Annotated in this window: 13 protein-coding genes and 1 tRNA gene; 6 read left to right on the forward strand and 8 right to left on the reverse strand. The window is 58.2% G+C overall.

The window, feature by feature from the left end:
- Positions 1 to 214: 214 nt before the first annotated feature.
- Positions 215 to 303 (reverse strand) — tRNA-Ser (locus AC0V6V_RS04445).
- Positions 304 to 546: 243 nt separating this feature from the next.
- On the opposite strand from AC0V6V_RS04445, the gene hspQ reads away from it, so the two are divergent.
- Positions 547 to 927, forward strand: coding sequence for a heat shock protein HspQ (gene hspQ, locus AC0V6V_RS04450; protein ID WP_486166222.1), 381 nt, complete (start codon positions 547 to 549; stop codon positions 925 to 927).
- Between the two features lie 18 nt (positions 928 to 945).
- On the opposite strand, the gene AC0V6V_RS04455 is transcribed toward hspQ, so the two are convergent.
- Complete coding sequence (locus AC0V6V_RS04455) at positions 946 to 1,848, reverse strand: ABC transporter permease (RefSeq protein ID WP_486164238.1); 903 nt, start codon at positions 1,846 to 1,848, stop codon at positions 946 to 948.
- Between the two features lie 149 nt (positions 1,849 to 1,997).
- Between AC0V6V_RS04455 and AC0V6V_RS04460 the strand changes: the two genes are divergently transcribed.
- The 5 genes from AC0V6V_RS04460 to AC0V6V_RS04480 all read left to right on the forward strand — a co-directional run bounded on the left by AC0V6V_RS04460 (position 1,998) and on the right by AC0V6V_RS04480 (position 5,768).
- Positions 1,998 to 2,699: a GcrA family cell cycle regulator gene (locus AC0V6V_RS04460; RefSeq protein ID WP_486164239.1), complete on the forward strand. Its 702-nt coding sequence runs from the start codon at positions 1,998 to 2,000 to the stop codon at positions 2,697 to 2,699.
- A 115-nt stretch (positions 2,700 to 2,814) separates the two neighbouring features.
- Complete coding sequence (locus tag AC0V6V_RS04465) at positions 2,815 to 3,084, forward strand: hypothetical protein (RefSeq protein WP_486164240.1); 270 nt, start codon at positions 2,815 to 2,817, stop codon at positions 3,082 to 3,084.
- A 471-nt stretch (positions 3,085 to 3,555) separates the two neighbouring features.
- The gene (locus tag AC0V6V_RS04470; protein ID WP_486164241.1) at positions 3,556 to 4,083 is read left to right on the forward strand and encodes a DUF1993 domain-containing protein; all 528 of its coding nucleotides are present in this window, start codon (positions 3,556 to 3,558) and stop codon (positions 4,081 to 4,083) included.
- A gap of 129 nt (positions 4,084 to 4,212) precedes the next feature.
- Positions 4,213 to 5,151, forward strand: a complete 939-nt coding sequence (locus AC0V6V_RS04475) for a DUF481 domain-containing protein (protein WP_486164242.1) — start codon at positions 4,213 to 4,215, stop codon at positions 5,149 to 5,151.
- 191 nt (positions 5,152 to 5,342) lie between these two features.
- On the forward strand, positions 5,343 to 5,768 hold the full coding sequence (locus tag AC0V6V_RS04480; protein ID WP_486164243.1) for a hypothetical protein: 426 nt from the start codon (positions 5,343 to 5,345) through the stop codon (positions 5,766 to 5,768).
- Positions 5,769 to 5,891: 123 nt separating this feature from the next.
- Here AC0V6V_RS04480 and AC0V6V_RS04485 read toward each other — a convergent pair whose 3' ends face one another.
- From AC0V6V_RS04485 to AC0V6V_RS04510, 6 genes are all read right to left on the reverse strand, one after another.
- Positions 5,892 to 6,569: a spermidine synthase gene (locus AC0V6V_RS04485; protein ID WP_486164244.1), complete on the reverse strand. Its 678-nt coding sequence runs from the start codon at positions 6,567 to 6,569 to the stop codon at positions 5,892 to 5,894.
- 10 nt (positions 6,570 to 6,579) lie between these two features.
- A complete protein-coding gene (locus AC0V6V_RS04490) occupies positions 6,580 to 7,629 on the reverse strand; it encodes a succinylglutamate desuccinylase/aspartoacylase family protein (protein WP_486164245.1) in 1,050 nt (349 codons plus the stop codon).
- Between the two features lie 106 nt (positions 7,630 to 7,735).
- Positions 7,736 to 10,024, reverse strand: a complete 2,289-nt coding sequence (pnp, locus tag AC0V6V_RS04495; RefSeq protein WP_486164246.1) for a polyribonucleotide nucleotidyltransferase — start codon at positions 10,022 to 10,024, stop codon at positions 7,736 to 7,738.
- 422 nt (positions 10,025 to 10,446) lie between these two features.
- Positions 10,447 to 10,716 (reverse strand): 30S ribosomal protein S15, encoded by a 270-nt coding sequence (gene rpsO, locus AC0V6V_RS04500; protein ID WP_298468140.1) that lies wholly within the window; start codon positions 10,714 to 10,716, stop codon positions 10,447 to 10,449.
- Between the two features lie 11 nt (positions 10,717 to 10,727).
- Complete coding sequence (gene truB, locus AC0V6V_RS04505) at positions 10,728 to 11,729, reverse strand: tRNA pseudouridine(55) synthase TruB (RefSeq protein ID WP_486164247.1); 1,002 nt, start codon at positions 11,727 to 11,729, stop codon at positions 10,728 to 10,730.
- On the reverse strand, positions 11,726 to 13,216 hold the full coding sequence (locus AC0V6V_RS04510; RefSeq protein ID WP_486164248.1) for an SLC5 family protein: 1,491 nt from the start codon (positions 13,214 to 13,216) through the stop codon (positions 11,726 to 11,728). The genes truB and AC0V6V_RS04510 overlap by 4 nt, the downstream gene beginning before the upstream one ends.
- Between the last annotated feature and the right edge of the window lie 62 nt (positions 13,217 to 13,278).

Raw genomic sequence — 13,278 nt, forward strand, 5'->3', positions numbered from 1 at the left:
CCAGAACTCTTCTGGTGAGAGAAGCGCCAGTCCTTCTTAATGAGGCAAGCCTGTGGGCGAGCGCGATGAAGCAACTGACCACACATATCTCGCCTGGTTCGCGCTGAGAATGATTGCTTGGGATTGAGGGAAGCGCGGTTTGGACTGGCAAAACCCTCGTTAAACGCGGCCTCGCGCAGCCACTGTATAAGCGGAGACCAGTAGCGGGACTAGGTGGCGGAGAGGGTGGGATTCGAACCCACGGTACCCAGAAGGCACAACAGTTTTCGAGACTGCCCCGTTCGACCACTCCGGCACCTCTCCGTATGGGGTGCGCGCTTTCGCTTGAAAGCACTGCTGTGAATGGTGCGCTTGCGCGCTGCATTCTGGTCGGGAGCGCCGTTAGCGCAGCCCCTTTGACTTGCCAAGGGGAGAATGCCTCACGCCTTTGCATTTGGGTAACACATCGCGGCAATTCGCCACAATAACCTACCAAAACTGGCCAAAGCTGGGGAGTGATCGCCCCGCGCGCTTGTTTTGCACCTGCGAAGGTCCATATTCGCCGGCATGGAAAGCGCAGAGTTCTTCTCCAGCCAAGCAGGCCGTAAGTTAATTGCACCGCGGCAGTTGAAGGCTCGTTTCGGTATTGGCGATGTCGTCTGCCACCGCCTGTTCGATTTCCGCGGCGTCGTATTCGATATCGACCCAGTCTTCGCCAATAGCGAGGAGTGGTACGAGTTGATCCCGGAGGACATTCGCCCTCGCCGTGATCAGCCTTTCTACCACCTACTCGCCGAAAATGACGATGCGAGCTATGTCGCCTATGTTAGCCAGCAAAACTTGCTGGATGATGCCACCGGCGGCCCAGTTGACCACCCGACAGTCCCGCAATTGTTTGATGGCTTCAAGGACGGGCGGTATCAGATGCGCCGTTCCTTAACGCACTAAGCGCTGCATCGCACCCACTTAGCTTTTGAGCTTCCACCCTGATTTCAAAACGGCGTAAACCGCGCCTGCCATCACCAGATTGAGCACCAGCAGTCCTATGGCCGCGCCCATAACCGCGCTGTCAGAACCAATGTCGCTGCGACCCAAGAAGCCATAGCGGAAGCCTGAGATCACATAGAAGAACGGGTTAAATCGGCTGACCGCTTGGAACGTCTCCGACAGGTTGTCGATCACGTAGAATGTGCCGGATAACAGCGACAAAGGAGCGATCACGAAGTTGCTGATCGCGGCGTTATGATCGAACTTCTCCGCCCAGATCGAAGTCGCTAGACCCAGCAGCGCCAGCATCACTGTACCCATTAGGGCGAACCATATCACCGCCCACCAATGCTGAGGCGCCAAGGAGACACCCGGCCACAGCAGCATGGCGAGCGAAACCGCACCGCCCACCGCAATCCCGCGCGTTACCGCCGCCATCACGATCCCGCCCATCAGCTCTCCTGGAGACAATGGCGGCATCAAGAGGTCGATGATCGTCCCCTGGATCTTGCCCGACAGCAGCGAGAAAGACGAATTGGCAAAGGCGTTCTGCATCATACCCATCACAATCAGGCCCGGCGCAACGAAGCTGGCGAATGACACGCCCAGCACTTCGCGCCCCCCGCGCCCCAATGCGACCGTGAAAATCACCAGAAACAGCAAAGTTGTGACCGCCGGAGCCCAGACAGTCTGCGTCTGCACCTTGAGAAACCGGCGAACCTCCTTAATATAGAGGCTCCACAACCCAATGCGGTTGATCCCGGTGATAAGCGGGGTTCCTCGCGGCGGAAACTGAACGGTGCTTTGCGCGCCTGCACTGCTAGGCGACACTTCATTGACGACAGCGTCTTCGTTTGCGCTGGATTGTGCTTGATCGGCCATAGAGGGTGCGGTTAGGGCGAAGGGGAATGGCATGCAAGTGCGGCGAGCTCGCCGTGCCGGTATGACTGGGGATGAGATTGATGGCGACCTGCGCAAACCTGGGCAGGCCGCACGCGCATTTGACGCGATAGAGACAGAATGGAGTTTCAATGGCTTGGACCGATGAGCGAATTGGTACGCTCAAGAAGATGTGGGAAGGCGGCTCGACCGCCAGCCAGATTGCTGAAGAACTGGGCGGTGTTAGCCGCAATGCAGTGATCGGCAAGGCGCACCGGCTGGGCTTGAAGTCCCGCCCTTCCCCTGTGAAGGCCAATGAGAAGAAGAAGGCGGCCAAGAAGGCTGCGGCTAAACCAGCCGCTAAGAGAGCGCCGCCAAAGGCCGCCACTAAGGCCCCGGCTGCGGCCGCGAAGCCTGCGGCTAAGCCTAGCGCTGGCAGCGCGCCTGCCGCTGCGCCAAGCGGCCCTGCGGCAAGCGGCGTTCCGTCTCAGCCTCTGCCCGATCCGCGTCCTGATCTGCCCAAGATCGTCTCGGTCGGCCCTGGCGGCTTCCTGAGGCAAGGCCCCGGTGATCAGCAACCGCCGATCCCGCCTGCCCCGCCGCGCCGTCTGGTGCCTGCCAAGCCAAGCCCAGAGATCGCGGACAAGACGAGCCTGCTCGACCTGTCCGAGAAGGTGTGCCGCTGGCCGATGGGTCACCCTGGCGAAGCGGACTTTCACTTCTGCGGAGAGGCCGTGAACCCGGGCTTTCCGTACTGCGTCGAACATTGCGGCCGGGCCTATCAGGCACAATTGCCGCGCGGTGCCCGCCGTCCCCCACCGCCTCTGCCATTCGGCGGCCCACGGGTACGCTAAGGCACGCATCACTGACATTATGACCAAGCCTGGCGCCCACAGCAGCGCGCTCGGCCTAGTCAACGCTTGGTAACTCTCTCCCGCTATAGGCATGGCCTTTAGCGGGAGATGTGTTTTGAGCGAGGATGACAGGCCAAACAGCTTTGACCGGCTTGACCAACGGATTGGCAGCATCTGGAGCCGGTTCTGGGGCGCAGTGCTGGGCGCTGGATCCGCTGCGTTGTTACTTAGCGCGCTCAGCTCTGACGACTTCTCACTTTCGGGATATTGGCCAGCTCTGGTGGGTGCTGCGGTGCTCGCGCTATTGGCCGCCGCATGCTTCCGATCGCGTGAGGGTATGCTGAGCATACTGTCCGATGTTGGGGTTTCCAAACGCAAGCCCTGAGCACCTACCGCCTGCACAGCCTCATCTGATGCGGCGCCCTCGCTTCGTCGTACGTCAAGCACGTTTGGAACAGCTGGAACACAGTACAGGGCGAAAAATCCAATCGATTGAAAACAGCCTGAGTGATCGGAAAAAGCGATCAACCGGGCCTGCATGGCGTCCCGCCAGAAAAAACGCGGCCAAGCGCGCCAAACTGCCAGCTCCCTCACCTGCGCGTTCAAGCACCAAGACAGCTGCAAAGCTCGCATCAGAATTCGCCAAAGGACCATCCCGCCACTCTGCGCGCGCAGGCCAGCAGTAGGAAAGTGTTTTGCGCCCTAAAACTAGCCCTCTATACCTCCGCTCAACCAAGCATCGGCTCTCCCCACACGCGCTTGTCCATAGGCCAGCCCCATGCCTTGCGTTCTCACCGCCCACCCGGCAACACGGCCCTCGAGATAAACCTGCTCAAACCCGCACACGGAGAACACCATGCCTCTTTCGCTTCACGCCGCCTTCGTTCCCAGCGGTCTCCAAATGATCGGCACCGGCCGCCATTTGCTCAAAAAGGCGGAAAAGTGGTGCGATGCGCAGGGCAAGGACCACAGCGACATTCTGAACGCTCGGATCATCGAAGACATGCTGCCGTTCACTTATCAGGTGAAGTGCATAGCCGAGCACACCGCGGGCGCACTCGCCGCCGTACAGAATGGATTTTACAGCCCGGATCTAAACCCGCCTCCGGCCACCTTTGCAGAACTCCACGCCAAACTCGACGCAGCAGAGGCCGCTCTGGGTGCCCTCACCGAGCAGCAAATGGAAGAGTGGATCGGCAAGGATATGCGCTTTGAATTCAAAGACATGGGGCTAGATTTCACTGCTGAGAATTTCCTGCTTAGCTTTGCTCAGCCCAATTTCTATTTCCACGCCGCCACCGCCTATGACATTTTGCGGATGCTCGGCATTGAGGTGGGCAAGCGCGACTTTACCGGCGCGATCCGGATCAAAGTGCCGTCATGATGTCAGCCACCGGCGATCAGCGAGAGCGCGCCGCAGCCCAATGATTTTACGAATGTTTACGCCTCCATGCGCCGCGACCTTGGTAAGCGGCAGGCGACACAGCACACAATGCCACTTGGAGCCCCAAAGATGACCTTCCCAAAACTCACCGCCTCACTTCTCCTCGCCGGCACAGCGCTGGGTCTGCCCAGCGCCGCTCATGCAGAAATTCCCGCATCCGTGCGCGCGATGATCGAAAAGGCTGAGGAAAGCGACGATGTCGAGGCGATGCAGGTTCTGATCGACCTCGCGGATGAGACCTTCCCGGGCAATGCCGATGAGCTCAACTCCATCATGGCGAGCTTTAAAGAGCGCGTTGCTGTCAAAACCGCTGCCGCGCAGGTGGCCGAGGCAGAGGCCGAAGAAGAAGCGATCCGCAGCGCGGGCATCTTTCAAAACTGGTCCGGAAAAGGCGAATTTGGCGCGTTCCGCTCCACTGGCAATTCCTCCAACACCGGGGTCACCGCCGGGATTGAACTGGGTCGCCAGGAGATCGGTTGGCAGCAAAGTTTCAGATTCCTCGCCGATTTCCAGCGCAGCAATGGCGTGACCACGCGCGAGCAATTCCTTGCCGCCTACCAGGCCGATGTCGACATTAACGACCGCCTGTTCGCTTACGGTCTTGGCCAATGGGAACGTGACCGGTTTCAGGGCTTTTCCGCGCGCGTCTCCGCCTCGGGCGGCTTGGGCTACCGCGTGCTGACAGAAAACCCGACGCTGACCGTGCGCGCTGGCCCCGCCTACCGCGTCACGCGCAGCACGACGGGCGATGTCTCACGCAATATCGCGGGGCTCGCCGCGCTCGATTTCGATTGGGAAATCGCAGAATCGCTGAAACTGACCCAGGACGCGAGCGCCTTCATCCAATCCGGCAACAGCACCTACACCAGCACCACCGGCCTGCAGGCATCGCTCAGCGACAATCTGTCCGCGCGCATTTCCTATGCGGTTGAGCACGACACCAACCCACCACTGGGCGCAGTGCAAACCGACACGCTAAGCCGGATCACGCTGATTTACGACTTTTGAGGCGGAGTGGGCGTGGGATGTCCGCTAAAGATCCAAGACCTGACATTCATGCATGCGCAGCCCACCTGATCTCCAAGCCACTTCTCCCGACTACGTCGCGCGTAGCTCCATTCATTTCGATTGATTGTGTAATTTCGCCATCTGAGGGAGTATAGGCAGCCTGCCAAGTGTGGCGTCAGGGAGCGGTGGGCATGCCAGAAGTGAATGCGGAGTTTATAACAATTGTCGCCGAGCAGCTTGGCTTTGTGAGTGCATTTCTTGGCGGGGTCTCGGCGACAATCTTGGTTACCATAGTAATTTTCGTCGAACCAAAGCGATCCGTCAGTTGGATCGTTGGTGCCTCCGCGCTGGCTGCGTGTAGTTTGCTGATTGCTGTCGTCGCCTCGTGGCGGTTGATCCTGCTGCTCAACACAGACCTGTCCTCACAAGTCGAGTTGGATATGATTGCCTTGCTTTATCGAAGTATGTTGCTCGGCTATGGCGTGGGCTTTCTCAGCCTGATAACATGCATTGGACTTGCGGGCTGGATACGATCACGAAAGCTCGGCATCATCACTACGACTATGGCCGTAATTGCCGCCAGCTTCTTCATATTTGCCACGCCGTTCGGATTGTAGCTTTTTCGAAGGACGCTGCGTTTCGACATCACCAAACCTGTCGGTCTGCTTCCACCCGCAAAAATTGCTAGCAAGACCGCCACTATCGGATCGCAGATGCGCCTACGTCTGTCTCCATTCCGCTCACTTCCTCGCAAACCAGATCACGTGATGCGCGCCTTTGTTGTTGGGGCGCGAGCGTACGCGGCGTTCCTCTACTTTCAGGCGGGCGTCTTGCAGGCGGCGTCTAAAGCCGTGGTCGGGCGCGGCGGACCATACCGCCAGAACGCCGTCCGGGGTAAGAGCGTCGCGCGCTTTGGCTAGGCCGGTGCGCGAATAGATGCGGTTGTTGTCGGCGCGCACCATGCCGTCTGGGCCGTTGTCAACGTCGAGCAAGATCGCATCGAACTTCTCGCACGTGCCATCATTCGCATCATCGATCAGCGCGGCGACATCGCAAATCTTGAGGTCAAGGCGCGGATCATCCAGCGCATCGCCGGTCAGCTCTGCCATCGGCCCCTTCGCCCATTCGATGATCTTGTCGGAGATTTCAGCGACCACGGCCTCGCCCTTATCCCCCATCCGCGCGAGCGCCGCGCGGTAGGTGAAGCCCATGCCATATCCGCCGATCAGGATGCGCGGACTGTCCTTCTCCAGCCGGTCAAACGTAAGCTCAGCCAGCTGCTCCTCAGAGAAGCGCATGCGCGTGCTCATCAGCTCATTATATCCCAGCACGATCATGAAATCGCGCCCATGGCTGTAGAGCTCAAGCACTTCCCCATCGGGGATTTCAACGGTGTCGATCAATTCACGTTTTAGCATGGCGGAGGCCTTAGATGATTTCGTCTTCGTCAAACATAGTGTCAGCCAGAACAGCTTCTGCGATGTCGTTCAACCGGTCATCGGCGGTATCTGGTCCAACAACTTCGGCAATATGCATCAAGGCGTCCCCCTGATTGACGACCGGTAAGTTGGTTCGGCCAATGATAACACCGGATAACGTGGCTGTAATATCGTGGTTTTCTTCCCCAAACGGATCAGAAATCGTGCCTAGCAATTCGCCATCTTCAACGAATTGCCCTGCCGCCTTGATCGCGCGGAAAATGCCGCCCTCGCTTGCCCGAACCCATGATGTGCGCACGCTGCGCACAGACGCGGCGGCCGATTTCGCTGGCTTGCGCACGCCCATGCCGAGGTGGTTCATCACGCGCAAAATCCCCTGGACGCCAATGCGGATTGCCAGCTCGTCAAACCGCAAGGCTTCGCCGGCTTCAAACAGCAGCACGTCGCACTCATGCTCCGCCGCGGTTTGCCGCAGAGATCCCTCGCGCAGGCTGGAGGTGATGATCGCCGGCGGCGCGAACACCTTGGCCAGCTCCGCTGCGCGCGGGCGATCCGCACTGATGCGGATTTGCGGCAAGTTCGTGCGGTGCAGCGCGGCCGTGTGCAAGTCGACGCCGAAATCGCATTGTTCGATAATCTCAGTGGTGAAGACATTCGCCAATTGCGCCGCCAGCGAGCCTTTTGCAGAACCAGGGAAACAGCGATTGAGGTCGCGCCGGTCTGGCAAGTAACGTTGGTGCGCGACGAAGCCGAACACGTTGACGATCGGGAGACACAGCAAGGTCCCGCACAAACGCTTTGCCGAAACATGGGTAAGCAAGCGGCGGATCACCTCCACACCCAATATTTCATCGCCGTGGATCGCGGCGCTCACAAACATGGTCGGCCCCGGTTTTGCGCCGTGTATCACTCTGATCGGCAGCGAGACCTCGGTGCTGGTGGAAAGACGGCTGATCGGGGCGTCGATCGTAGCAATTGTTCCAGCGGGCACTTCATGGCCGCATAGGATGAACGGCGGGCGCGGTGTGGTTTTGGGCAATTCATATCCTCTTTGCTGAGAGCCTGAAATGGGCTGTCCACATACAAAAGAAAAGAGCCGCCCGGGTTTCCCCAAGCGGCCCTTTTGATTGGCTATCTGAGAAGACTTAGTCTTTCAGGAAGTCTGGCATTGAAGCTGGGCCATCGCTGTCCCCGCCTTTATCGCCGCCGCCGCCACGTGGGCCGCGACCACCGCCGCCGCCGCGTGGACGACGATCACCGCCGCCGCGACCGCCGCGATCGCCGCGCGGCTTGTTTTCGCGCGGTGGGCGGGTGTCTTCCAACTCTTCGCCGGTTTCCTGGTCAACAACGCGCATCGACAGGCGGACCTTGCCGCGCTGATCGATCTCGAGAACCTTGACCTTCACTTCTTGACCTTCGGAAACAACGTCGGTGACTTTCTCAACGCGCTCGTTCTTCATTTCAGACACGTGGACGAGACCGTCTTTGCCGCCCATGAAGTTCACGAATGCGCCGAAATCAACGATGTTGACGACCTTGCCGTTGTAGATTTTGCCGACTTCGGCCTCTTCAACGATGCCTTCGATCCATGCTTTCGCCGCTGCGATCTCATCAGCGTTCGAAGAGCTGATCTTGATCGTGCCTTCATCGTCAATGTCGACCTTCGCGCCGGTTTCAGCAACGATCTCACGGATGACCTTGCCGCCCGTACCGATGATGTCGCGGATCTTCGACTTGTCGATCTGCATGGTTTCGATGCGCGGTGCGTGCTTCGAAACTTCACCGCGTGAAGAGCTAAGCGCTTCGGTCATCTTGCCGAGGATGTGCGCACGGCCAGCTTTCGCCTGCTCCAGCGCTTGGGTCATGATTTCCTGCGTGATGCCGGCAACCTTGATGTCCATCTGAAGGCTGGTGATGCCTTCTTCTGAACCGGCCACCTTAAAGTCCATGTCGCCCAAGTGATCTTCGTCACCCAGAATGTCGGACAGGACGGTAAAGTCTTCGCCTTCAAGGATCAGACCCATCGCAATACCGGAAACCGGACGCTTCAATGGAACGCCAGCGTCCATCATCGAGAGCGAGCCGCCACAAACGGTCGCCATCGAGCTTGAGCCGTTGGACTCGGTGATGTCTGACAGAACGCGGATCGTGTAAGGGAAGTCCTCAACACTTGGCAGAACCGGATGCAGCGCGCGGAAGGCGAGCTTGCCGTGGCCAGTTTCGCGGCGGCTGGTAAAGCCGAAGCGGCCCACTTCGCCGACCGAATAGGGCGGGAAGTTATAGTGCAGCATGAAGTTGCTGTAAGAGAGGCCTTCCAGCCCGTCGATCATTTGCTCAGCGTCTTTGGTGCCAAGCGTGGTGGTGCAGATCGCCTGCGTTTCACCGCGGGTGAACAGCGCCGAACCGTGGGTGCGCGGCAGCAGGCCGACCATCGCCTCAATCGGGCGAACTTCGTCGGTCTTACGGCCATCAATGCGCTGACCATCCTTAAGGATCGCCTTGCGAACGATGTCGCTTTCCAGCTTCTTCACGAGCTTAAGAATGCCCATGTATTGTGCTGGATCGCTCTCTTCGAGATCGGCAAAGTGCTCGCGCGCTTTTGCACGGGCTGCGTTGACGGCGTCCTGACGGGCGCTCTTCTCGGTCAGCTTGTAAGCCGCTGCCATGTCGTCGCCAATGGCGTCGCGCAGTTGCTCAAGTGCGGCCGATTTGTCTTCAACCGGATCGAGTTCCCACGGATCCTTCGCAGCTTGTTCAGCCAGATCGATGATCGCGCCGATAACCTTGCGGCTTTCCTCGTGAGCGAACATCACCGCGCCGAGCATTTGCTCTTCGGTCAGTTCTTTCGCTTCGGATTCGACCATCATCACCGCGTCTTGCGTCGCAGCGACCACGAGGTCGAGATTGCCGTCTTCGCCCAGCGCATCGGTGATGGTTGGGTTGAGAACGTATTCGCCTTCATTGTTGAAGCCGACACGCGCTGCGCCGATTGGGCCCATGAATGGCAGGCCCGAAATCGTCAGAGCGGCTGAGGCAGCGATCATCGCAAGGATATCTGGCTCGGTCTCGCCATCATAGGAGAGAACCTGACAGATTACGTTGATTTCGTTGTAGAAACCTTCTGGGAACAGCGGACGACATGGGCGGTCGATCAGACGGCTGGTCAGCGTTTCCTTTTCAGTCGCGCGACCTTCGCGCTTAAAGAAGCCGCCCGGGATCCGGCCAGCTGCAGAGAATTTTTCTTGATAGTGAACGGTCAGCGGGAAGAAATCCTGGCCTTCCTTCACAGATTTGGCGGCGGTGACTGCGCACAGCACCACGGTTTCGCCATAGGTGGCCAGAACAGCGCCGTCGGCTTGACGGGCAATACGGCCGGTTTCCAGAGTGAGGGTTTTCCCGCCCCACTCCAGCGATACGGTTTTCGTGTCGAACATTGATTTTCCTTTTGAACCCGCATGGCGCCTTATTGCGCGGCGGGGCCTACATTTTCCGGTCTAGACTGGCCCGGAACAGTATGGGGTCATTTACCCCTCGCTTTCCCTCACCGAATTGTGAAAAAAAGCTGTTTTGTTTGGTCGCATCGCGGACGCAAAAACCGGCAAGCCACTTTTTGCTGCGATACTCCCGTTTGCCGGGGATACCGTCCCGGTCCGGTGCGGGGGCTTTTTCTATCCCCCAAAGGCTCTGCCGCCGAATTGCAGCCAGTGCCTCTTACTTTCCCTTTATTGTGATCCCCCGCGAAGGCGGGGGTCTCGTACGGTCAGGAACGAAATTTTCCGAACAAGGCCCCCGCCTTCGCGGGGACTCACGCTTTATAGCAAAACGGCCCCCGTTGTGGGAGCCGCCTGCAAAACTCTTATTTACGCAGACCCAGTTTCTGGATCAGGGCGTTGTACCGCTCAACATCTTTCTTCTTGAGATAGGCGAGCAGGTTACGGCGCTTGTTGACCATCATCAGAAGGCCGCGGCGCGAATGGTTGTCTTTGTGGTTGCCTTTAAAGTGATCGGTCAGGTTGCGGATACGCTGGGTCAGGATCGCGACCTGTACTTCAGGACTTCCGGTGTCACCCTTACCTTGGGCGTTGTCCTTGATGATCTTGGCTTTTTCTTCGGCAGTTACCGACATAATATTCTCTCTTACTCAGCGACATCGGGAAGGTTAAAGCCCCGCACGATTTTGGTCGTACCTTCGATCAACTCAATGAGCGCTACCGGAACATTGTCCAGCATCGCGCAATAGAGCCCATCACTTTGGGGCAGTTCAGACAGGACCCGGCCCTGGCGGACCGCCTGCGCGCTAGTCTGATCGAGGATTAAGGCCGGGATGTCGTCCAGCCCCGCCTCGAGCGGCAGGGTTAAGTCTTTCAATGGCGCGCCACTAGCGATTTCATTGAGTTTGTCCAGCGAAATCGACTGGTTTTCGGTGAATGGCCCCGCCTTTGTACGCCTTAGATAGGTAACATGACCGCAGGTTCCAAGAGTGCGGGCAATATCGCGGGCGAGCGAGCGAATGTATGTGCCTTTGGAAACATGGGCTGAGAGGGTGACTTTCTTTAGCCTCTCGTCACCCTGAACTTGGCTCAGGGTCCATCCCTCGGAACTTTCCTCAAAGTTTGAGCTGGCGATGGATGCTGAAACAAGTTCAGCATGACGCGGCGAAAGAGAGTGGATCGTAACCGCCCGTTTCTTCAGCTCCACCTGCTCGCCAGCCCGCGCCAGATCATAGGCACGCTTGCCGTCCACCTTCAGCGCGGAATAGGCTGGCGGAACCTGCTCAATCGGCCCGGTGAAATCAGGCAGCACGGCCATAACCTCGTCCAAGGTTGGCATGACGTCGCTGCGCTCAATCACCTCGCCCTCGGTATCGAGCGTATCAGTCTCCGCTCCAAAGAGGATCGTGAAATCGTAGATCTTGCTAGCATCCAGCATCCGGCCCGCGAGCTTAGTCGCCTCGCCGAGCGCAATCGGCAAAACTCCTTCCGCCAGCGGATCGAGCGTGCCGCCATGCCCGACTTTGGTTTTAGCATATCCGCCTTCACGCAATACGCGCTTCACCGCGCCGACCGCCTGCGTCGAGCCAAGCCCGCGCGGCTTATCGAGGACTATCCAGCCGTGTGGGGCAGACTTCTTGTCGCTCATGCCGGTGCTTCTGTCTGCCTGAACCCGAACTCTGCCCGATTACCGAACACCACGCGATTGGTGATGAGCGACACCGCAATCGAGCTGAACAGCACAAACACCATCACATCGATATAGTGCAGCCAATCCAGGCCGAGCGAGCGGTAGAACGTCGTTCCACCCCATATCCCCCTATCAGTGTAGAGATAGAAGGTGTGGAAGGCGTAGATTGCGACGCCATAAATCAGACCAGTCACTGCCGCTCGCGCATCTATATTGCGGAACAACAAGGCCGCAGCAAAGGCCGACAAGATCGGCATGGAAAGCAGGCCGTTGAGCTGTTGCAAAAGGTCGATAATGCTTTCCGCGTTGGCGTAGACTGGGACCAGCACAATCGATGCTAGCATCGCACCAATTCCGACCTTGCGGTTGAGGTTTACGACGTTGACATCGGGGTTGATAAACTTGCGGTGAAAGTCGACCGACCACAGCGTAATCGTCGCGTTCATCACAGCCGAATATGTGGTCAAAACCGCAGCCGCAATCATCGCTGCGAACAGACCGCTTGTCCAACCCGGCAAGACTTCGCCCACCAACATACCATAGGCCTCGTCGCCAACCCCTCCGAAAAGCTTGTAGGCGACTACGCCCGGGATAACCACAATCGGCGGTACGATCAGCACGCGAACGATTGCTGCCGCAATGATGCCCTTCTGCGCCTCCTTCACATTGGGTGCGGCCAGCGCCTTTTGCGTGATGTTCTGATTGGTCGACCAATAGAATATCTGGATGAAGATCATTCCGGTAAACAGCGTGTGAAAGGGGATCTGACTGTCATTGTCTCCCACCATCGACAGGCGCTCAGACGGAATACCGGAGAAATCGAAGCCAATGGCTTGCAGCGCGAGGAACACCACCACCAGCGCGAGCGCGAGAATGCCGATACCGCTGTACGTATCGAGCACCGCGACCGCGCGCAGACCACCCAAAATTGCATAGGCTGCTCCGACTATTGCAAAAACGCTTGCGATCATGATGAGCGGAATATCGGCCCCGAAAACGGCCTTGGTAAACAGTGATCCGCTATAGATGACAGCCGGGAGATAGATAAAGATATTACCGGCAAGAAAAAGCCCCGAGATGACCGTGCGGATGCTGCCTCCCTTGTAGCGCTTTTCAAGCAGCTCGGTCACCGTCGTACAATTGTTGCGATAGTAGATCGGGACAAACACAAATGCGAGCAGCAACAGACCGATAAACCCTGCAATCTCCCACCACGCCAGCAGGAACATTTGAGCACCGTTCATGCCCACCAGCTGATCGGTCGAAAGGTTGGTCAGCGTGATAGCGCCCGCAACGAAAAACCAGCTTAGCCCTCCGCCTGCGAGGAAAATTTCCTTGTCTGCAGTCGCGTGACTGGCCGCGCGCGCTGCAGCAACTTTGCGCCACGTCATGCCAGCGAGCACCGCCATCAGTGCAAAGAACACTGTGACCTGAATGGTATCCATGAATTCCCTTCCCTGCGACGCCTGCCCTCGATCGGCAGGTCTTCGAACTGCTTTGGTCTTGT

The organism is Erythrobacter sp. S249, from assembly GCF_057364975.1.